Annotated in this window: 24 protein-coding genes and 1 tRNA gene; 15 read left to right on the top strand and 10 right to left on the bottom strand. The window is 65.5% G+C overall.

Annotated features, from left to right (window positions below; all coding sequences use genetic code 11):
• Window positions 1-140: 140 nt before the first annotated feature.
• The 9 genes from thrS to DI041_RS18145 all read left to right on the top strand — a co-directional run bounded on the left by thrS (window position 141) and on the right by DI041_RS18145 (window position 7,949).
• Window positions 141-2,042: a threonine--tRNA ligase gene (thrS, locus tag DI041_RS18185; RefSeq protein WP_046983963.1), complete on the top strand. Its 1,902-nt coding sequence runs from the start codon at window positions 141-143 to the stop codon at window positions 2,040-2,042.
• A 49-nt stretch (window positions 2,043-2,091) separates the two neighbouring features.
• Window positions 2,092-2,634, top strand: coding sequence for a translation initiation factor IF-3 (gene infC, locus DI041_RS18180; RefSeq protein WP_136639961.1), 543 nt, complete (start codon window positions 2,092-2,094; stop codon window positions 2,632-2,634).
• A 284-nt stretch (window positions 2,635-2,918) separates the two neighbouring features.
• Window positions 2,919-3,116, top strand: a complete 198-nt coding sequence (gene rpmI, locus DI041_RS18175; protein ID WP_005410436.1) for a 50S ribosomal protein L35 — start codon at window positions 2,919-2,921, stop codon at window positions 3,114-3,116.
• Between the two features lie 11 nt (window positions 3,117-3,127).
• Window positions 3,128-3,487, top strand: a complete 360-nt coding sequence (rplT, locus tag DI041_RS18170; RefSeq protein ID WP_006380762.1) for a 50S ribosomal protein L20 — start codon at window positions 3,128-3,130, stop codon at window positions 3,485-3,487.
• Between the two features lie 192 nt (window positions 3,488-3,679).
• A complete protein-coding gene (locus DI041_RS18165; protein ID WP_012511694.1) occupies window positions 3,680-4,675 on the top strand; it encodes a phenylalanine--tRNA ligase subunit alpha in 996 nt (331 codons plus the stop codon).
• 83 nt (window positions 4,676-4,758) lie between these two features.
• Window positions 4,759-7,140, top strand: a complete 2,382-nt coding sequence (gene pheT / locus DI041_RS18160; RefSeq protein WP_136639962.1) for a phenylalanine--tRNA ligase subunit beta — start codon at window positions 4,759-4,761, stop codon at window positions 7,138-7,140.
• Window positions 7,141-7,167: 27 nt separating this feature from the next.
• Window positions 7,168-7,467 (top strand): integration host factor subunit alpha, encoded by a 300-nt coding sequence (locus DI041_RS18155; protein WP_005410432.1) that lies wholly within the window; start codon window positions 7,168-7,170, stop codon window positions 7,465-7,467.
• Window positions 7,448-7,804, top strand: coding sequence for a MerR family transcriptional regulator (locus DI041_RS18150; RefSeq protein ID WP_005410431.1), 357 nt, complete (start codon window positions 7,448-7,450; stop codon window positions 7,802-7,804). Before DI041_RS18155 ends, DI041_RS18150 begins: the two co-directional genes overlap by 20 nt.
• Window positions 7,805-7,872: 68 nt before the next feature.
• Window positions 7,873-7,949 (top strand) — tRNA-Pro (locus tag DI041_RS18145).
• A gap of 65 nt (window positions 7,950-8,014) precedes the next feature.
• Here the strand turns inward: DI041_RS18145 and DI041_RS18140 are convergent.
• The 3 genes from DI041_RS18140 to DI041_RS18130 form a co-directional block, all read right to left on the bottom strand.
• Window positions 8,015-8,455, bottom strand: coding sequence for a GNAT family N-acetyltransferase (locus DI041_RS18140; protein WP_136639963.1), 441 nt, complete (start codon window positions 8,453-8,455; stop codon window positions 8,015-8,017).
• Entirely contained in the window at window positions 8,452-8,805 is a 354-nt protein-coding gene (locus DI041_RS18135; RefSeq protein ID WP_136639964.1) for a DUF6713 family protein, read from the bottom strand. Before DI041_RS18135 ends, DI041_RS18140 begins: the two co-directional genes overlap by 4 nt.
• Before the next feature lie 88 nt (window positions 8,806-8,893).
• Window positions 8,894-9,403 (bottom strand): DUF3011 domain-containing protein, encoded by a 510-nt coding sequence (locus tag DI041_RS18130; RefSeq protein ID WP_046983959.1) that lies wholly within the window; start codon window positions 9,401-9,403, stop codon window positions 8,894-8,896.
• A gap of 241 nt (window positions 9,404-9,644) precedes the next feature.
• On the opposite strand from DI041_RS18130, the gene DI041_RS18125 reads away from it, so the two are divergent.
• A complete protein-coding gene (locus DI041_RS18125) occupies window positions 9,645-10,040 on the top strand; it encodes a hypothetical protein (protein ID WP_046983958.1) in 396 nt (131 codons plus the stop codon).
• Between the two features lie 24 nt (window positions 10,041-10,064).
• Here DI041_RS18125 and DI041_RS18120 read toward each other — a convergent pair whose 3' ends face one another.
• On the bottom strand, window positions 10,065-10,769 hold the full coding sequence (locus tag DI041_RS18120) for an aspartate/glutamate racemase family protein (protein ID WP_308518121.1): 705 nt from the start codon (window positions 10,767-10,769) through the stop codon (window positions 10,065-10,067).
• Between the two features lie 142 nt (window positions 10,770-10,911).
• Here DI041_RS18120 and DI041_RS18115 point away from each other — a divergent pair, with 142 nt between their 5' ends.
• Entirely contained in the window at window positions 10,912-11,553 is a 642-nt protein-coding gene (locus tag DI041_RS18115) for a LysE family translocator (protein WP_136639965.1), read from the top strand.
• A gap of 94 nt (window positions 11,554-11,647) precedes the next feature.
• Window positions 11,648-11,821, top strand: a complete 174-nt coding sequence (locus DI041_RS18110; protein ID WP_006380555.1) for a DUF1328 domain-containing protein — start codon at window positions 11,648-11,650, stop codon at window positions 11,819-11,821.
• Between the two features lie 22 nt (window positions 11,822-11,843).
• Here DI041_RS18110 and DI041_RS18105 read toward each other — a convergent pair whose 3' ends face one another.
• The 4 genes from DI041_RS18105 to DI041_RS18090 all read right to left on the bottom strand — a co-directional run bounded on the left by DI041_RS18105 (window position 11,844) and on the right by DI041_RS18090 (window position 13,378).
• Window positions 11,844-12,176 carry an SMR family transporter gene (locus tag DI041_RS18105; RefSeq protein WP_136639966.1) on the bottom strand — a complete coding sequence of 111 codons (333 nt, stop codon included), beginning with the start codon at window positions 12,174-12,176 and terminating at the stop codon, window positions 11,844-11,846.
• Window positions 12,177-12,189: 13 nt separating this feature from the next.
• The gene (locus DI041_RS18100) at window positions 12,190-12,762 is read right to left on the bottom strand and encodes a TetR/AcrR family transcriptional regulator (protein WP_046983955.1); all 573 of its coding nucleotides are present in this window, start codon (window positions 12,760-12,762) and stop codon (window positions 12,190-12,192) included.
• A gap of 85 nt (window positions 12,763-12,847) precedes the next feature.
• Window positions 12,848-13,081 (bottom strand): DUF1653 domain-containing protein, encoded by a 234-nt coding sequence (locus DI041_RS18095; protein ID WP_046983954.1) that lies wholly within the window; start codon window positions 13,079-13,081, stop codon window positions 12,848-12,850.
• Window positions 13,082-13,093: 12 nt separating this feature from the next.
• Window positions 13,094-13,378: a hypothetical protein gene (locus tag DI041_RS18090; protein ID WP_136639967.1), complete on the bottom strand. Its 285-nt coding sequence runs from the start codon at window positions 13,376-13,378 to the stop codon at window positions 13,094-13,096.
• A gap of 395 nt (window positions 13,379-13,773) precedes the next feature.
• On the opposite strand from DI041_RS18090, the gene DI041_RS18085 reads away from it, so the two are divergent.
• The 3 genes from DI041_RS18085 (at window position 13,774) to DI041_RS18075 (ending at window position 15,035) form a co-directional block, all read left to right on the top strand.
• On the top strand, window positions 13,774-13,977 hold the full coding sequence (locus DI041_RS18085; RefSeq protein ID WP_046983951.1) for a hypothetical protein: 204 nt from the start codon (window positions 13,774-13,776) through the stop codon (window positions 13,975-13,977).
• Window positions 13,978-14,110: 133 nt separating this feature from the next.
• Window positions 14,111-14,665: a DUF3011 domain-containing protein gene (locus DI041_RS18080; RefSeq protein WP_136639968.1), complete on the top strand. Its 555-nt coding sequence runs from the start codon at window positions 14,111-14,113 to the stop codon at window positions 14,663-14,665.
• Window positions 14,666-14,831: 166 nt separating this feature from the next.
• The gene (locus DI041_RS18075) at window positions 14,832-15,035 is read left to right on the top strand and encodes a hypothetical protein (protein WP_005417823.1); all 204 of its coding nucleotides are present in this window, start codon (window positions 14,832-14,834) and stop codon (window positions 15,033-15,035) included.
• A 109-nt stretch (window positions 15,036-15,144) separates the two neighbouring features.
• Here the strand turns inward: DI041_RS18075 and dxs are convergent, their stop codons facing one another.
• Together dxs and DI041_RS18065 are read right to left on the bottom strand one after the other, a co-directional pair.
• On the bottom strand, window positions 15,145-17,052 hold the full coding sequence (gene dxs, locus DI041_RS18070) for a 1-deoxy-D-xylulose-5-phosphate synthase (protein ID WP_136639969.1): 1,908 nt from the start codon (window positions 17,050-17,052) through the stop codon (window positions 15,145-15,147).
• 105 nt (window positions 17,053-17,157) lie between these two features.
• A complete protein-coding gene (locus tag DI041_RS18065) occupies window positions 17,158-17,823 on the bottom strand; it encodes an HNH endonuclease (protein ID WP_046985953.1) in 666 nt (221 codons plus the stop codon).
• Window positions 17,824-18,082: the final 259 nt, after the last annotated feature.

The following is an 18,082-nucleotide window of genomic DNA, read 5'->3' as shown; positions in this document are numbered from 1 at the left end:
GAGCACTACCACCGCCCACTGTTGACCTGCCCCCGAAGGCCCGAGTTCCCGGCGCCCTCGCGGCGCTTTTTTATTGCCCGGGCGCTGGCCCGGAACCGCTTTCCAGCCCGCCCGCGCGGGCCCCGCACGAAGCCACTGCGATGATCAACATTACTCTTCCCGACGGCAGCCGCCGCGAATTCGAAAACCCCGTCAGCGTCATGGACGTTGCCCAGTCGATCGGTGCCGGCCTGGCCAAGGCCACCATCGCCGGTTCGGTCGATGGTGTGCTGGTCGATGCCAGCGATGTCATCGACCACGATGCCAGCCTGCGCATCATCACCGCCAAGGACGAGGAGGGCGTGGAAATCATCCGCCATTCCTGTGCACACCTTGTTGGCCACGCCGTCAAGCAGCTGTACCCGGACGTGAAGATGGTGATCGGTCCGGTGATCGCCGAGGGTTTCTACTACGACATCTATTCCGAGCGCCCATTCACGCCCGAAGACATGGCTGCGATCGAAAAGCGCATGGGCGAGCTGATCGCCCAGGACTACGACGTCATCAAGAAGGTGACGCCGCGCGCCGAGGTGGTCGAGATCTTCAAGGCCCGTGGCGAGGACTACAAGCTGCGCCTGATCGAGGACATGTCCGACGATATCCAGGCGATGGGCATGTACTACCACCAGGAGTACGTGGACATGTGCCGCGGCCCGCACGTGCCGAACACGCGTTTCCTGAAGGCCTTCAAGCTGACCCGCATTTCCGGTGCCTACTGGCGTGGTGATGCGCAGAACGAGCAGCTGCAGCGCATCTACGGCACCGCCTGGGCCGACAAGAAGCAGCTCGAGGCGTACATCAAGCGCATCGAGGAAGCCGAAATGCGCGACCACCGTCGCATCGGCAAGCAGCAGGACCTGTTCCACCTGCAGGAGGAAGCCCCGGGTCTGGTGTTCTGGCACCCGAAGGGCTGGGCGCTGTGGCAGGTGGTCGAGCAGTACATGCGCAAGGTGTACCGCAGCACCGGCTACGGCGAAGTGCGCTGCCCGCAGATCCTGGACGTGTCGCTGTGGCAGAAATCGGGCCACTGGGACAACTACCAGGACGCGATGTTCTTCACCGAATCGGAGAAGCGTACCTACGCGCTCAAGCCGATGAACTGCCCGGGCCACGTCCAGGTGTTCAACCAGGGCCTGCACAGCTACCGCGACCTGCCGATCCGCTATGGTGAGTTCGGCGCCTGCCACCGCAACGAGCCATCCGGCGCGCTGCACGGCATCCTGCGCGTGCGTGGTTTCACCCAGGACGACGGGCACGTGTTCTGCACGGAAAACCAGGTCGAGGCCGAAGTGACCGCGTTCCACCAGCAGGCGCTGGCGGTGTACCAGCACTTTGGCTTCGATGAGATCCAGGTCAAGATCGCCTTGCGACCGGAATCGCGCCTGGGTGACGACGCCACCTGGGACAAGGCCGAAGCCGCGCTGCGCTCGGCACTGTCCAGCAATGGCGTGGAATGGCAGGAGCTGCCGGGCGAGGGCGCCTTCTACGGCCCGAAGATCGAGTACCACCTGAAGGACGCCATCGGCCGTACCTGGCAGCTGGGCACGATGCAGGTCGACTTCATGATGCCCGGCCGCCTTGGCGCGGAGTACGTGGACGAGAACAGCCAGAAGAAGCACCCGGTCATGCTCCACCGCGCCATCGTCGGCTCGATGGAGCGCTTCCTGGGCATCCTGATCGAGCACCATGCAGGGCAGTTCCCGGCCTGGCTGGCGCCGACCCAGGTGGTGGTGGCCAATATCACCGACGCCCAGGCTGAATACGTCTCGGACGTGACCAAAACCCTTGCGGATCAAGGCTTCCGCGTCAGCGCGGATTTGCGTAACGAGAAGATCGGCTATAAGATTCGCGAGCACACGCTGCAGCGCGTGCCGTACCTGCTGGTCATCGGTGACCGCGAGAAGGAAAACGGCGCTGTGGCGGTGCGTACGCGTTCTGGCGAAGATCTCGGCAGCATGAGCCTCCAGGCCTTCATCGAGCGGCTCCAGGCCGAGGGCGCGTAAGCAAAGGTCCGGCCCGTGCGCATTGGCGCCCGGGCCGGGTTCGACACCCTTGGGAGATCGCAATATCAGTACCCCTGACAACAAACAGAACCGCAAGAATCAGGAAATCCGTGTGCCGCGCGTCCGCGTGATCGGCAGTGACGGAGAAATGATCGGCGTGTTGACGCGTGACGAAGCGTTGTCCATGGCCGAAGATGAGGGCCTGGACCTGGTCGAGATCCAGCCGCAGGCCGACCCGCCGGTCTGCAAGATCATGGACTTCGGCAAGTTCAAGTTCGAAGCGCAGAAGAAGGCCAGCGAGGCCAAGAAGAAGACCAAGCAGGTCGAGATCAAGGAAGTGAAGTTCCGTCCGGTCACGGACGAGGGCGACTACCAGATCAAGCTGCGCAAGATGCGCGGTTTCCTTGAAGAAGGCGACAAGATCAAGGTCAACATCCGCTTCCGTGGCCGTGAAATGAGCCACCAGGAACTGGGTCGCGAGATGGCCAACCGGATCGAGTCCGATCTGGGTGAAGACATCGTCATCGAGTCCCGTCCGCGCCTGGAAGGGCGTCAGATGGTCATGATGATCGCGCCGAAGAAGAAAACCTGAGGCCTGACGGGCTGCCTTCCGGGGCGCCTGGCGGCTGAATGGAAAGGTGAAAGGGCGCCGCTGGCGCCCTTTTGCCTTTGTGCGGGCGGCTCCGCCGCCTGCGATGTGAAGACGGGCGTGAAAAGGGTGGCAGGGGCTGGTGATGGCCCCTGTTTGCCTGTATCATGCCCGGCTCGACCCACCCAGGACGGGTCGTACGCCGATCATGGCAGGACGGAAAGAGCGGCCCAGGCCGCCGCCAGATCAGTCAGAAACCAGGGTCATATCCCATCAAGGACATTGCAATGCCCAAGATCAAGACCAACCGGGCAGCGGCCAAGCGTTTCCGCAAGACCGCCTCGGGCAAGTACAAGTGCGGCCACGCCAACCGTAGCCACATCCTCACGAAGAAAGCGACCAAGCGTAAGCGTAATCTGCGTCAGACGGGCCATGTCCGTGCAGAAGACGCAGGCCGTCTGGACCGCATGCTCCCTTACCTCTGAGGAACTGAAAAATGGCACGAGTTAAGCGTGGCGTACAGGCGCGTCGCCGCCACAAGAAAATTCTGGATCTCGCCAAGGGCTATTACAACGCCCGTCGCAAGGTCTTCCGCGTTGCCAAGCAGGCGGTCATCAAGGCACAGCAGTACGCCTACATCGGCCGTAAGCAGAAGAAGCGCAACTTCCGTTCGCTGTGGATCACCCGCATCAATGCGGCTGCCCGCATCAATGGTCTGAGCTACAGCCGCTTCATGAACGGTCTGCTGAAGGCCGGCATCACCCTGGATCGCAAGGTCCTGGCTGACATCGCCGTGCACGACGCAGCCGGCTTTACCGCACTGGCCGAAAAGGCCAAGGGCGCGCTGGCGGCATAAGTCCTTCCCGATGCCGTAACCGTTCCTCGGAACGGTGTCAGGTCAAGGCAATGCATGGGGAAGGGCGCAAGTCCTTCCCCATTCTTTTTTGGGTCCCGGCGTGGCCACAGCGGCAGCGCGGGGACGGCGGTGGCGACAGGGGTCGGCCCTTCGCGCATCGCGATGGCAGATCGACTGGAGTTCCGGCCCCCCATGAGCGACATCCAATCCCTCACCACCCAGGCGCTGGCCGATGTGGCCGCCGCACAGAGCCCCGACGTGCTGGAACAGCTGCGCGTGGCCCTGCTTGGCAAGAGCGGCAGCATCACTTCGCAGCTCAAGCAGCTCGGCGCGTTGCCGGCTGACGAGCGCAAGGCTGCCGGTGAAGCCATCAACCAGGCCCGCGATGCGCTGAGTCACGCGCTGGGCGAGCGCAAGGCGGTATTGGAAGACGCCGCACTGGACGCGCGCCTTGCCGCCGAATCGATCGACATCACCCTGCCGGGCCGCAGCGCCGAGCGCGCCGGCCTGCATCCGATCACCCGCACCCTTGAGCGCATCACCGGCATCTTCGGCCGGCTGGGCTACGAGCTGTCGGAAGGGCCGGAGATCGAGGATGACTGGCACAACTTCGAGGCGCTGAATTTCCCGCCGCACCACCCGGCGCGCGCCATGCACGACACCTTCTACTTTGGCGACGGCCGTCTGCTGCGCACGCACACCTCCGGTGTGCAGGTGCGCTACATGGGCGACCACGCGCCGCCGCTGCGCATGATTGCCGCCGGCAAGGTGTACCGCAGCGACAGCGACCAGACCCATTCGCCGATGTTCCACCAGGTGGAAGGCCTGCTGGTTGATGAGCATTCGACCTTCGCCGACCTGAAGGGCACGCTGGCCGAGTTCGTACGCGCGTTCTTCGAGCGCGATTTCGAAATGCGTTTCCGCCCCAGCTACTTCCCGTTCGTTGAACCGGGCGCGGAAGTGGACATCGCCTGGCAGCAGCCCGATGGCAGCACCCGCTGGCTGGAAGTGCTCGGCTGCGGCATGGTTCATCCGAACGTGCTGCGCAATGTCGGCATCGATCCGGAGCGCTACACCGGCTTCGCCTTCGGCATGGGCGTGGAGCGCTTCGCGATGCTGCGCTACGGCGTCAACGATCTGCGCGCGTTCTTCGAGAACGACGTGCGGTTCCTGAAACAGTTCGCGTAAACCACCAGGTAGCGCCGGGTCATGCCCGGCGGACTCAACAACGCAGGCCCAGGCGCATGCGCCGGGCCCACCAGGGTGACACCATGAAATTCTCCGAAAACTGGCTGCGCAGCCACGTCCCGACCAGCGCATCGCGCGAAGAACTGAGCGCGGTGCTGACCGCCATCGGCCTGGAAGTGGAGGAAGTGACCGCGCTGGGCGAAGGCCTTGATCACGTGGTCGTGGCACGCATCGTCGAAGCGGTGCGCCACCCGGAGGCCGACCGCCTGCAGGTGTGCAGGGTCGATGCCGGGCAGGGCGAGCTGCTGCAGATCGTCTGCGGTGCACCGAACGCACGTCCGGGCCTGGTCGCGCCGTTGGCGATGGTCGGTGCGCAGATCGGTGAGCTGAAGATCAAGCCGGCCAAGCTGCGCGGCGTCGAGTCCAACGGCATGCTGTGCTCGGCCAAGGAGCTGGGCCTGGACAACGATGCCTCCGGCCTGTTGGAACTGCCGGACGACGCGCTGGTCGGCCAGACCCTGGTCGAGTACCTGGGCCTGCCGGACGCCAGCATCGAGATCAAGCTGACCCCGAACCGCGCCGACTGCTTCAGCCTGCGCGGTATCGCCTACGACGTCGCCGCGGCCACCCGCAGCGACGTGCTGGATTTCACCGCCGAGGCGATTCCCGCCGTCGGCAGCCGTGAGTTGGCCATCCAGCTCGATGCCGGCGCCGAGGCGCCGCGCTACCTCGGTCGTGTCATCGAAGGTGTCAACGCCGCCGCCAAGACTCCGCTGTGGATGGCCGAGCGCCTGCGCCGCAGTGGCGTGCGCCCGGTCTCGCTGCTGGTCGACATCACCCAGTACGTGATGCTGGAGCTGGGCCAGCCGATGCATGCTTACGACCTCGGTACTCTGCAGGGCAGCATCGCCGTGCGCCGTTCGCGCGCCGGCGAGAGCCTGAAGCTGCTGGACGGCCGCGACGCCGCGCTGGACGACAGCTTCCTGGTGGTCACCGACGCCGATCGTGCGGTCGGTCTGGCCGGCCTGATGGGTGGCTTCGACACCCGTGTCACCGACGCCACCACCGCCGTGTTCCTGGAGGCCGCGCACTTCGCTCCGGCCGCGATCATGGGCCGCGGTCGCAAGCTGGGTCTGCACACCGATGCCGGCCATCGCTTCGAGCGCGGCGTCGACCCGGCACTGCCGCGCACCGCCATCGAATACGCCACCCGCCTGGTGCTGGACCTGGCCGGCGGTACCCCGGCAGCGGTCACCGAGGCCGTGCGCGCCGGCGACCTGCCGAAGCCGGCGACGATCGTGCTGCGCCGCGCCCGCATCACCCGCGTGCTTGGTATCACCATCGACGATGCCGAAGTCGAACGCATCCTCCGCGCGCTGGGCATGGACGTCGTTGCGACCGCCGATGGCTGGCAGGTCACGGCGCCGAGCCGCCGTTTCGACATCGCCATCGAGGAAGACCTGATCGAAGAGCTGGCCCGCATCCACGGCTACGAGCAGATTCCGACCACGCTGCCGGGCGGTGCCTCGCGCGTGGCGATGCCGAGCGAGACCCAACTGGACGCGCTGAGCGTGCGTCGCCAGCTGATCGCCCGTGACCAGCAGGAAACCGTGAACTTCGCCTTCGTCGACGATGCGCTGCTGACCCAGTGGCAGCTGCGCGACAACCTGGTGCCGCTGGCCAACCCGCTGTCGGCCGAACTGGCGGTGATGCGCCCGTCGCTGCTGCCGGGCCTGGTCGCCACGCTCGGTCGCAACGCTGCCCGCCAGCTGGGCCGCGTGCGCCTGTTCGAGATTGGTCGGGTATTCGCCCGGCAGGCCGGTGACGGGCAACCGGCACCGCTGGAAACCCCGCGCGTGGCCGCTGCGGTCTGCGGTGAAGCGCAGGCGGTGCAGTGGGGCCTGCCGACCCGCAAGGTCGATTTCCATGACCTGAAGGGCGACCTGGAATCGCTGGCCGCCGCCAGTGGCGCGGTACTGGAGTTCCGCCCGTCGGACCGTGCCTACGGTCACCCGGCACGTTCGGCCGAGGTGTTCCGCGACGGCGTGGCGATCGGCTGGATCGGCCAGGTCCACCCGCGGCTGGCCAGGGCGATGGACATCGAAGCCGATGTCTATGCCTTCGAACTGGACCTGGAGCCGCTGTCCGCCCGCCGCCTGCCGCGTGCCGGCGAGCTGTCGCGCTTCCCGGCGGTGCGCCGCGACCTGGCGTTCCTGGTGCCTGAGCAGGTGGCCTGGGCCGAGCTGGCGGCGACTGTCCGCCAGGCCGCTGGGCCGCTGCTGCGCGACCTGAACCTGTTCGACCGCTATGTCGGCCAGGGCGTCGAGCCGGGATTCAAGAGTCTCGCTATGGGCTTGATTTTGCAGGACAAGTCGCGCACTCTGACGGACCGCGACGTGGATGCGGTGGTGGCCGAGGCGGTCACTGCCATCGAGCGTGAACACCACGCCCGGATCCGCGGCTGAGCGGGCAGCACTCGGGGGTAGCAGGCAATGGCATTGACCAAGGCGGAGATGGCGGAAAAGCTGTTCGACGAAGTCGGTCTGAACAAGCGGGAAGCCAAGGAATTCGTCGACGCGTTTTTCGATGTGCTGCGTGAAGCATTGGAACAGGGACGTCAGGTGAAGCTGTCGGGCTTCGGTAATTTCGATCTGCGGCGCAAGAACCAGCGCCCGGGTCGCAACCCCAAGACCGGCGAGGAAATTCCGATTTCCGCCCGTACGGTGGTCACCTTCCGTCCGGGCCAGAAGCTCAAGGAGAGGGTGGAAGCTTATGCTGGATCCGGGCAGTAACCGCGAACTACCGCCGATCCCGGCCAAGCGCTACTTCACCATTGGTGAGGTCAGCGAGCTGTGCGACGTCAAGCCGCACGTCCTGCGCTACTGGGAAACCGAGTTTCCCAGCCTTGAGCCGGCCAAGCGCCGAGGCAACCGTCGCTACTATCAGCGCCACGACGTGCTGATGGTGCGGCAGATCCGCAGCCTGCTGTACGAACAGGGCTACACCATCGGTGGTGCACGCCTGCGTCTGGATGGCCCCGATGCCCGCGAGGAATCGGCATTGAGCAACCAGATCATCAAGCAGGTGCGCATGGAGCTGGAAGAAGTGCTGCAGTTGCTGCGCCGCTGACCCCATTTCCATCGTAATCCGCTATACTTCACGGCCCGCCGCACTGGCGGGCACATCGCAGCATCAGTCGGGGCGTAGCGCAGCCTGGTAGCGCATCTGCCTGGGGGGCAGAGGGTCGTCGGTTCGAATCCGGCCGTCCCGACCACTGTGATGAACCAAGAAGCCTGCGCAGCGATGCGTGGGCTTTTTTGTGCGTGCGGCAGAGGCCGATCATGCACCCGCGAAGCGGTAGATCAGCTCCGGGTCGCCTTCGTCCAATCCGTGTACGATGCCGCTGTCGATGAAGCCCGACGCAGCGAGCAGGCGCTGCATGCCGATGTTGGAGGCATTGGTCGAGGTGAACAGTTTGCGCCGGCCATGCATTGCGATGGCCTGGAGCAGCAGTGCGGTACCGATGCCTTGGCCGCGCTGTGCGTGCGCCACCATCAGCATTTCGATGAAGGCTTCGCCGAAGAAGTGGTGATGAATGACCAGGTAGCCGACGACCTTGCCGTTCTGCTCGGCAACCTGCACGCCGCCGCGTGCCAGCCAATCGCCGATCTGCATGGCCCGGCTTGGATCGATGGCGGCCACGCTGTCGAGCGCGATCAAGGCATCGGCGTCCTGCGGAATGCCGTCGCGCAGGTGCGGGGAAGAGGACGTCCGGTTCATCGCCGGCGCAGCTGCAGCAACAGGCCGCCGCCCGACACAAAGCAGGCGAGCAGGACGGCGATCGACAGCGGCAGGTGGAATTCATCGCGACCGAACAGGGCAAACGCCAGATGGATCAGCGCCGTGCCAATACCGAGCGCGCCACACACCAGCGCATGGCCGCGCGCGGACGATGTGCCCAGCAGGGTCTGGCGATAACCCCAAAGCACGAAGCCGATCGCAAGCAGGTTGAACAGCAGGAAGCCCTGGATGTCACCGGGCACATGGAACATGGCCCATTCCTGCCAGAACGCAGCGTCGATCTGATGCAGGATCAACGCCAACAGCGTCGCCAGATACCATCGTTCCATGTCGCGCTCCCTGCCATGTACAGGCCATAGTCTATCGGCTCTGTCCCGCACGCATGCCTACCCGCCGCAGCCAGCGCGTGCTCGGCAGTCAATACACCCGGAACTCGGCCCGGCAGCCGTCGCTGACCCACACGCCGTGGCGGTCCCAGCCCCAGTTGCGATCCTCGATGCAGGTCGTCACCGACTTCTGTTTGACCAGGCGCACGTCGCGACGAACACGGATGCGGCATTCCTTTTCCTTCTTTTCATAGGACTCGCAGACCAGGCGTTCGCCGTCATCGTCGCGGTCCCGGCCGCGCCCGGGCCAGCGTCCGCGCCCCTGTTCGTCGGCAACGAACTCGGCGCGGCAGCCATCGGTGACCCACAGCATGCGACGGCTCTGGCCCCAGTTCCTGTCCTCGACGCAGCGGGTGACCGAGAGCTGCTTTGCCAGGCGCATGCGGCCCTCGATCGGGCACTGCTGGGTCTTGTTGAACTGCGACTCACAGCGCAGCGGTGGAATGTGGTCGGTGTCGTAGTCCTGGGCGGCCACGGCGGTGGCGGCCAGCAGCAGGGCAAGGGCGGTGCCGGCGATCGGCAGCAGCAGGCGATGGGTCATGTGGAGCCTCGGGTGGGGAACGGGTGGCAAGAATGGCCCAGCCCGGGGCTGCCGGAACGGATCGTTCCGGCGATGGCTCAGTGGGGATTTAGTAGTGCGCGCCAGCCCATGCAGGGGCTTACATCCCGTATCATCGCTGCACATCCGATCGCATCGGCTTACACCTTCTTACATGTCTCCCACGCCTGTCGGCACAGCCTGTGGCTGTCGTCACTGGCGTGCGGGCGGCCTGCGGAGGACGATGCGCGGACCACGACGACCACAGGGGGTTGCGTTGATCAGCAGTACCGTCATTCATCGCTCGGCCGACGCAGGCGGCGCCGAGGTGCGGGTCCTGGACACCACGTTCAAGGGCAAGCATGTGTTCATCGCCTGGGGCCTGCGCGGGCCGGAACTGACCCGCAGCGCAGACCCGGCTGCCACCGTGGCTGCGCGCAAGGCGTTGCACGCCGAGGCCGGCCACAGCGAAGGACCGCGCAGTCCGGAAGTGTTCATCGCCAACCAATCGGCGGTGGCGATCACCGTCTATCGGCTGCTTACCGAAGCGCGCTCCGGCGATGCCATCTTCTTCCTGTGTGATTCGCAGGCGGTGGTCGATTGGCTCATCACCGCGCTGGAAGTGCAGGGCGCGGACTGATTCCGGGCCCTGTCCGGTATCGGTTCAGGCCAGTGCCGCGTCCACCGCGGCCAGCGCATGCAGGGTGGTGGTATCGAACAGCGGCACGGCGCTGTCCTCCGTTCGCACCAGCAGCATGATCTCGGTGCAACCGAGGATGATCGCTTCGGCACCGCGCTCGACCAGGCGTGCGATCACGTCGACATAGACCTGTCGCGAGCGATCACTGACCACGCCGGCGATCAGTTCCTGGTAGATGATGTCGTGCACGCTGCGACGATCATCGGCATCGGGGACCAGTACCTCCAGGCCGAAGCGATCCTGCAGCCGGCCGCGGTAGAAGTCCTGTTCCATGGTGAAGGCGGTGCCCAGCAGGCCCACCCTGCGTATGCCCGACTGCACGATGGCAGATGCGGTCGGGTCGGCGATATGCAGCAGCGGCAGCGGGCAGGCGGCCTCGATACGGTCGGTCAGCTTGTGCATCGTGTTGGTGCAGATCAGCAGCAGGTCAGCACCGCCGGCCTGCAGCCGCCGTGCGGCGTCGACCATGTGGTCGCCCAGTGCATCCCAGTCGCCGTCGTGCTGCAGCTGCTTGATGCCGGCGAAATCCACCGACCACAGCAGCAGCTGCGCCGAATGCGCGCCTCCCAGGCGCTGCCGCACCTCCTCGTTGATGAGACGGTAGTACTGCGCCGAGCTTTCCCAGCTCATACCGCCGATCAGGCCCAGGGTTTTCATGCGCAGCTCCATGCCAGGGGCCGTCATTGCAGCACAGATGGCGTCCGGGTGCCGATGGCCGGGATCTGTAACCCTTGTATCCACGCCGCGCTGTATGTGCCGCTGATGGTGGCAACCGCTTAAGCTGGCGGGGTTTCCTGGAGCGACTGAAGAAATGGCCCTGCATACCTGGTGGTGGTTCCTGGCCACGGTCTTTGTGCTGTGCGGTACGCCTGGGCCGAACATGCTGCATATCCTTGGCCGCAGCGTCGGGCTCGGCTTCCGCGGCAGCGTGCCGGCGATGGCCGGTTGCCTGCTGGCGATGCTGCTGGTGCTGGCAGCGTCCGCGGCCGGCCTGAGTGCGCTGCTGCATTCCTCGCCGATGCTGTTCGATGTGCTGCGCTACCTGGGCGTGGCCTACCTGGCGTGGCTGGGCCTGAAGGCGTGGCGCGACAGCTGCCGGCCTGCACCGCCGGTGACGACCGATGCCGCACTGCCGACGATGCCGGTACATGGTGCGTGGACGGTGTTCCGTGGCGGTCTTCTGGTGGGCCTGAGCAACCCCAAGCTGCTGCTGTTCGCAGCGGCGTTCCTGCCGCAGTTCGTCGATCCGTCGCGCGGCCAGGCGCTGCAGTACAGCGTGCTTGTCACCACCTTCGCTGCCTGCGAGCTGTTCTGGTACGTGATGTATGCCGCCGGAGGCCATGGCCTGCGCCGCTGGTTGGCCAAGCCCTTCGCACGACGCTGGTTCGAGCGGCTGGTGGGCAGCGTGTTCCTGGCTTTCGCGGTGGCGCTGCTGCGCTTCCGGCCGCGCTGATTCACGCCGCGCACGCGGCCTGTTCACGACTGCCGCATCGGCCACGGCCTAGCCTGATCATCCAGTACGCAGTCCCCGTGGGGAAAGGATTGACATGATCAAGTGGGCCATCATCTTCGCCATCATCGGCGTCATCGCGGGCGTGCTCGGTTTCGGCGGCATTGCCGGCGCCGCGGTCGGCATCGCCAAGTTCCTGTTCTGGGCTGGCATCATCATCGCCGTGGTGCTGTTCCTGCTCGGCATGACCGTAGCGAAGAAGGTCAGCTAGCGTTGACCGCGCAGCAGCGTGCTCAGTGTGCGCTGCTGTGCGAGAACAGGTTGATCACCAGCACGCCGGCACAGATCAGCCCGATGCCGATCAGCGCCGGTGCATCCAGGCGTTGCTTGAAGACCACCAGCCCGATCAGCGAGATCAGCACGATGCCGACACCGGACCAGATCGCATAGGCGATGCCGGTGGGGATCGACTTCATCGTCACTGACAGCAGATAGAAGCACAGGCCGTAACCGACCAATGCGCCCAGTGTCGGTGCCAGGCGGCTCATGCCATCGGACGCCTTCAACAGCGAGGTGGCGATCACTTCCAGCACGATCGCAGCGGCAAGACAGGCGTAAGGGCTCATTGCAGGCTCCGGCTCACAACGGGTCGCACAACTTCAGGGCCTGCTCGGCCATGGCCAGCGCGTTGAGGCGCTCTTCTTCGTCCAGCGGCCGGCCGTAGGCGGTAGCCCAGTAGCCGTCGGCGGCGCAGCGCGCGGCATACAACCGTGCATCGTTGGCCTCGTCAGGGAATTCGGCCAGCATGGCGCGCTTCCAGGTGCGCCAATGCGCGAGCAGGGCCGGCTCCATCAGATTGCCGAGGGTCAGGCCGATGTCGTTGTCTTCTTCCTGCTGCAGCAGGTGTTCGAAGTTGGCCTGCACATAGGCACGGCTGAAGCAGCCATGGCCAGGTGCGCTCTGCAGCAGCAGGGCGCGCACGCGTGCTTCGAATTCGCCGATGAGTGCGCCGATGGCTTCATCGACCAGTGCCTGCTTGCTGCTGAAGTGGTGGAACAGCGCGCCCTTGCTGACACCGGCGGCGTGGGCCACGTCCTGCACGGTCAATGCGGCCAGGCCATCTCGGCCGATCACTTCAATGGTGGCCTGCAGCAGTGACTGGCGCACGCTGTCGGGCGCCTTGCGGCGCGAGCGGGAGGGGGATGCGGACATGATGGGAAGAAACCGACTGGACGGTACGATTGTAGCGCAGGCCTGCAGATGCGCCGCGCTGCCGGCCGCGGCCGGCAGCTTCCGGTCAATCGTCGATCCGAGCGAAGCGGGGTTGCGGCCCGTGTTCGCCGGGCACCTGTTCGACGAACATCGGGTACGGCCGCACCCACAGGCCGCCCTGGCCATAAAGGGCGCGATACAGCACCAGTGGCTCCAGTGTCTCGCTGCTGCGGACGATGTCGATCACTTCGTACTCGCCGCCCTTGAAATGGCGATAGCGACCCGGTGCGAGGGTCGGCAGTGGGCTCAGCTCAGCCATGGCGCCTGCGGCTCACTTGCGGGCCGGGCTGGCCGGCTTCGCACAGTAGGCATCGATGGCCTCGGCGGTATTGGCCAGGCCGTGGGCCTTGGCCAGTTCCCACGGACGCTCGCAGCGCTGGCTGTGTTCGCACCACTGGTAGCCGGCCGAGCCGATGCAGCCGTGGGCGTCGCGGTCACCGCCGACCATCGGTGTGGCCGGCGCGGCCGCTGCCGCGTCAGCGCGCGCAGCTGCCTTGTCCTGGCTCGCGCAGGCGGCCAGGAGCATCAGGACGGGAATCAGGAGAAGTGCTTTCATCGGGCTGGCTCCGTGCCTAAAGCGACAGTGTCTGTCGCAAATAACCCTTCAGCAAGCGCTCTCTACACGACGGCGCGGATCAGTTCCTCGATCAGCACCAGATAGCTGGCCACGAAGTAGAACTTAAGAAGCGTTGAACGCTGCTGGGAAAAGAAGGTGCGCATGTGGAAGGGGCCCCTGTTGGTGACAGTAGTGTGAAGCCGTGCTGACTCCGTGACAAGGATCACGAAATGAATTCGGTAAATGGACTCAGCGACGTGAGGGCAGGGGTGACCGACCGAATCCCGAGGCATTTTCGTACAAATCTGATAGGCCATTCCTGAGGCGCTCGCTAGCCTGACGGGATACTGGCGGTAGGACCCGCCGACGAATCTTCGAACCCCCGGGAGCCTTTCATGGTCATTACTATCCGATGCAACCACCAGCACTGGTCCGTGCTGGACCCGCACGCGCCTGATGCCGCCCGTTATGCGCGCGGTGCCGACGCGTTCGACGCCGCCGCCGCACTGGCCCTGGAGCACCACCGTCGTACCGGCCAGCCCAGTCGGGTGCGGGTCGAAGCACTCGGTAATGCCGTGGACGCGCTCATCGTCGAATGACGCCCAGGCGAGGCCGGTGCGGTCAGCCGCGGTTGGGTTGTTTGAATGGGGAAAGAACCGTCTTTGCGCGCCCCCTGTGCGCCGCGTCGGGAATCACTGATGCTTGCGCCATCGTATTCATCTGGAGATATCGATGGGCAAGGCACTCCCCTGGCGCACCCTGGCCTGCACCCTGTTGCCGATGCTGGCAGCCGCCGGTGGCGCACAGGCGCAGAGCTATGGCTACGGTTATGACGATGATCGCTATGGCGGTCGCCAAGGCAGTGGCATCGTGCGCTGCGAGTCGATCAAGAACCGCAGCAATGAGTGCCGTCTGGAAGGCCGGGCCCGGATGATCCGCCAGTTGTCGGGTTCGCCGTGTGTCGAGGGTGAGACCTGGGGCCAATCGCGCTACGGGATATGGGTCACCCAGGGTTGCCGTGCCGAGTTTGTCGGCGAATACCGCCGCGGTGGGGGCTGGGGCAATGGCGGCGGTTGGGGCAACGGCAACGGTTGGGGTGGCGGCGAGGTCGTCACCTGCCATTCCAACGGCCACCGCCAGGAGTACTGCGAAGCCCGCATCCGCCGTGGCGTGCGCATGGTCCGCCAGGATTCGCGCAGCGCCTGCATCGAAGGCCAGACCTGGGGCTGGGACCGTCGCGGCATCTGGGTCAGCAATGGTTGCCGGGCCCAGTTCCAGGTGAACTGAGCGTCCCCCTCGAAAATCAGAATAATCTGATACAGCTCACATTTTGAACAACGTATCTTCTGCGATCAGGGAGTCTTCGGGTGTCCCTGATCTGCAACGACAGTCCGTGCCGGTATCGGTGCGGTCGTACGCCAACGTCGATACGCTGCCTCAAGGAGTGAGCCGCATGTTGATCCGCCTGCAATGCGAACAGCGCCAATGGCGCGTGCTGCACCCGGACAGGCCGGAGCCGATCGAGTTCCGTGATGGCGCCCGCGCCTACGATTTCGCCGAAACCCTCGCACGCCTGCACTTTGTCGATACCGGGCAACGCGCGGCGGTGCGCGTGGAGGCCAGTGGTGCATTCGTGGAGGCGGTCAGCTACGGCTGAGGGCCGGGGCGCGTTTTCGGGGTTCCGCCATCCACGCATGGCGTGGATATACTCCGGTCCGCAGTAGACCCACGCCGTGCGTGGATCCACCAGGCGGTGCTGGCCTGCCTCAGCCGGCCGCGCTCAGCGGCGGGGTACCGGTCGCCAGTTGCGGCCAGCGCTTGAGCACTGCCGCGCGGATGCCGGCGGCATCGATACCCGCTTCAGCCAGCAGGTCCTCGCGGCTGGCGTGGTGCTGGTAGCTGTCGGGCAGGCCCAGGTGCAGGATCGGGCGCTGCACGCCCTCGGCATTGAGCAGCTCGCCGACGCCGGAACCGGCACCACCGGCCACCACGTTGTCTTCGATCGTCACCAGGCCCTCGTGCTGGGCGGCGACAGCCAGCACCAGCTCGCGGTCAAGCGGCTTGATGAAGCGCATATTGACCACGCTCAGGCCCAGTTCGCGGCCGACCTGTTCGGCCGCAGCCACGGTGCTGCCGAAGGCGAGCAGGGCGATACGGCTGCCCTGCAGGCGCAGCTCGCCCTTGCCGATCGGCAGCGTGGACAGGTCGTTGCCGGCGGCCACGCCGGTGCCGGTACCACGCGGATAGCGTACAGCGGCCGGGCCCGGGTGCTGCAGGCCGGTGCTGAGCATCTGCCGGCACTCGGCTTCGTTGGACGGTGCCATCACCACCAGGTTCGGCACGCAGCGCAGGAAGCTCAGGTCGAGGTTGCCGGCGTGGGTCGCGCCGTCGGGGCCGACCACGCCGGCGCGGTCGATCGCGAACAGCACGTCCAGGTCCTGGATCGCCACGTCATGCACCAGCTGGTCGTACGCGCGCTGCAGGAAGGTGGAATAGATCGCCACCACCGGCTTGCCGCCCTGGGTGGCCATGCCAGCGGCGAGGGTGACCGCGTGCTGCTCGGCGATCGCCACGTCGAAATAGCGCTGCGGGTATTCCTTGCTGAAACGCACCAGGCCGGAGCCTTCGCGCATCGCCGGGGTGATGCCGTACAGGCGCGGCTCGGCGGCGGCGGCATCGCACAACCAGTCGCTGAACACATCGGTGTAGGTCGGTTTCTTGGCGCCGGCCTTGGCCACCAGGCCCTTGTCCGGATCGAACGGACCCACTGCGTGGTAACCGATCTGGTCGCCTTCGGCCGGCTCGTAGCCCTTGCCCTTGGTGGTCATCACGTGCAGCAGCTTCGGACCCTTGGAGGCGCGCAGGGTCTTCAGCGCAGACAGCAGTGCCGGCAGGTCGTGGCCATCGATCGGGCCGGTGTAGTGGAAGCCCATTTCCTCGAACATCGTGGACGGCACGAACATGCCCTTCCAGTGTTCTTCCCAGCGCTTCACGAAGCGCGCGGGATTGTTCTTCTTGTCGCCCAGGATTTTCTTGCCGCTTTCTCGCAGTGCGTTGAGCGTGCGGCTGCCGGTGGCGCGGCCGAGCATCTTGGTCAGGCCGCCAACCGCTTCGGAGATCGACATGTTGTTGTCGTTGAGGATCACCAGCAGGTTCGGCTCGGGCTCCATGCCACCGGCATGCATCAGCGCCTCGAACGCCATGCCGGCGGTCATCGCGCCGTCACCGATCACCGCCACGACCTTGCGGTCGTCGCCTTCGGACTGGCGGGCGATGGCCATGCCGAGCGCGGCCGAGATCGAGGTCGAAGAGTGGCCGACGCCGAAGGTGTCGTACTCGCTTTCCTCGCGCTTCGGGAAAGGCGCGACGCCGTCCTTCTGTTTGACGGTATGGATCTCGTCGCGGCGACCGGTGAGGATCTTGTGCGGATAGGTCTGGTGACCGACATCCCAGACCAGCTGATCGACCGGGGTCTGGTACAGGTAGTGCAGGGCCACGGTGAGTTCGATCACGCCCAGGCCGGCGGCGAAGTGGCCGCCGCTCTTGCCCACCGATTCGATCAGGTAGGCGCGCAGTTCATCGGCGACCGCCGTCAATTCGGATTCGTCGAACGTGCGCAGGTCATCCGGTGTCTGGATGCGCGCGAGGCGGGGATAGCGGGCAGAGTCGATCATCATGTTCGCACTTGTTCTGAACGCCCATTTTCGCCCTCAAACGGGGGTGGGGCAAGCAAACGCCGCCGTCCGTGACAGGACGGTGAGGGTTGCATTTTCGGCGATTCAGGTGCTCAGTTTTGACCGCTTGGGTAATTGCGCCTTCAGGAAGGCCATCTGGTCGGCCAGGATGTTGCGGTTGGACAGGATCAGGTGCTCGATCCAGCTGGGCCGGTAGGGCACCGCCAGCAGCGGCATGCCGGCCTGCTGGGGCGTGCGGTCGCTCTTGCGCGAGTTGCAGTGGAAGCAGGCGGTGACCACGTTTTCCCAGCAGTCCAGGCCGCCCTTGGACAGCGGCATGACGTGGTCGCGGGTGAGCGTGGGGCGACCGAACTGCTGGCCGCAGTACATGCACAGGTGGGCGTCGCGGGCGAACAGGGCCGGGTTGGTCAGGTTCGGTGTGGGATCGATCGCGCGGGAGCGGGCGTGACCGCGGGCGGCGATGATCGGGTGCAGGTCCATGCCGCTCTGCAGGCCGCTGAAGCGGTTGGTGCCGCCGTGGATGTGCAGGCAGGGATCGCCGAGTGTCCAGGCGACGGCTTCGCGGGCGTAGAGGCAGGCAGCATCCTGCCAGGTGATCCAGTCCAGTACGCGTCCGTGGGCATCAAGCGAGAGCAGCCGGACCGAACCGGGGCGATGCAGCGTCGTGGCGTTGGGCGATGCTTCGGCGCCCGGAGCAGAAATCGGAGCTCCGGCTTCGATCAGACCCAAGCGTGTAGTGTCTGTCTCCATCGGGAGAACAGCTTATACCTGAATGTTGACGATTTGTGTATCGCCTGTCGGCGATACGCAAATCGTCAACATTCAGGTCCACGCATTCCTCCTAATCCCCGCGCCTTTGGCGCGCCCCCTTTAACAAAAGGGGGCTCTTCTCCAGATGGATTCTGGGTGTTTCCATCCACGCGTGGCGTGGATCTACCGTGTCGACCAAGGTCGACACCCACCAGCAGCAGAAATCTGTCGAGGGCGGGGTGGGTCCGGTTGCGGGGGG

The organism is Stenotrophomonas maltophilia, from assembly GCF_004920835.1.
GTDB classification, from domain to species: Bacteria; Pseudomonadota; Gammaproteobacteria; order Xanthomonadales; family Xanthomonadaceae; genus Stenotrophomonas; species Stenotrophomonas maltophilia_AQ.
This window is presented reverse-complemented; position numbering and strand designations above follow the sequence as displayed.

Coding starts and splice junctions, on each gene's coding strand:
- DI041_RS18065 (WP_046985953.1), bottom strand. CDS start 17,823: ATGGAGACAGACACTACACGCTTGGGTCTGATCGAAGCCGGAGCTCCG.
- rpmI (WP_005410436.1), top strand. CDS start 2,919: ATGCCCAAGATCAAGACCAACCGGGCAGCGGCCAAGCGTTTCCGCAAG.
- DI041_RS18125 (WP_046983958.1), top strand. CDS start 9,645: ATGCGCGGACCACGACGACCACAGGGGGTTGCGTTGATCAGCAGTACC.
- DI041_RS18155 (WP_005410432.1), top strand. CDS start 7,168: ATGGCATTGACCAAGGCGGAGATGGCGGAAAAGCTGTTCGACGAAGTC.
- pheT (WP_136639962.1), top strand. CDS start 4,759: ATGAAATTCTCCGAAAACTGGCTGCGCAGCCACGTCCCGACCAGCGCA.
- DI041_RS18100 (WP_046983955.1), bottom strand. CDS start 12,762: ATGTCCGCATCCCCCTCCCGCTCGCGCCGCAAGGCGCCCGACAGCGTG.
- DI041_RS18105 (WP_136639966.1), bottom strand. CDS start 12,176: ATGAGCCCTTACGCCTGTCTTGCCGCTGCGATCGTGCTGGAAGTGATC.
- DI041_RS18135 (WP_136639964.1), bottom strand. CDS start 8,805: ATGGAACGATGGTATCTGGCGACGCTGTTGGCGTTGATCCTGCATCAG.
- DI041_RS18165 (WP_012511694.1), top strand. CDS start 3,680: ATGAGCGACATCCAATCCCTCACCACCCAGGCGCTGGCCGATGTGGCC.
- DI041_RS18075 (WP_005417823.1), top strand. CDS start 14,832: ATGTTGATCCGCCTGCAATGCGAACAGCGCCAATGGCGCGTGCTGCAC.
- DI041_RS18085 (WP_046983951.1), top strand. CDS start 13,774: ATGGTCATTACTATCCGATGCAACCACCAGCACTGGTCCGTGCTGGAC.
- DI041_RS18140 (WP_136639963.1), bottom strand. CDS start 8,455: ATGAACCGGACGTCCTCTTCCCCGCACCTGCGCGACGGCATTCCGCAG.
- DI041_RS18150 (WP_005410431.1), top strand. CDS start 7,448: ATGCTGGATCCGGGCAGTAACCGCGAACTACCGCCGATCCCGGCCAAG.
- dxs (WP_136639969.1), bottom strand. CDS start 17,052: ATGATCGACTCTGCCCGCTATCCCCGCCTCGCGCGCATCCAGACACCG.
- rplT (WP_006380762.1), top strand. CDS start 3,128: ATGGCACGAGTTAAGCGTGGCGTACAGGCGCGTCGCCGCCACAAGAAA.
- DI041_RS18110 (WP_006380555.1), top strand. CDS start 11,648: ATGATCAAGTGGGCCATCATCTTCGCCATCATCGGCGTCATCGCGGGC.
- DI041_RS18130 (WP_046983959.1), bottom strand. CDS start 9,403: ATGACCCATCGCCTGCTGCTGCCGATCGCCGGCACCGCCCTTGCCCTG.
- DI041_RS18095 (WP_046983954.1), bottom strand. CDS start 13,081: ATGGCTGAGCTGAGCCCACTGCCGACCCTCGCACCGGGTCGCTATCGC.
- DI041_RS18120 (WP_308518121.1), bottom strand. CDS start 10,769: ATGGAGCTGCGCATGAAAACCCTGGGCCTGATCGGCGGTATGAGCTGG.
- thrS (WP_046983963.1), top strand. CDS start 141: ATGATCAACATTACTCTTCCCGACGGCAGCCGCCGCGAATTCGAAAAC.
- DI041_RS18090 (WP_136639967.1), bottom strand. CDS start 13,378: ATGAAAGCACTTCTCCTGATTCCCGTCCTGATGCTCCTGGCCGCCTGC.
- DI041_RS18080 (WP_136639968.1), top strand. CDS start 14,111: ATGGGCAAGGCACTCCCCTGGCGCACCCTGGCCTGCACCCTGTTGCCG.
- DI041_RS18115 (WP_136639965.1), top strand. CDS start 10,912: ATGGCCCTGCATACCTGGTGGTGGTTCCTGGCCACGGTCTTTGTGCTG.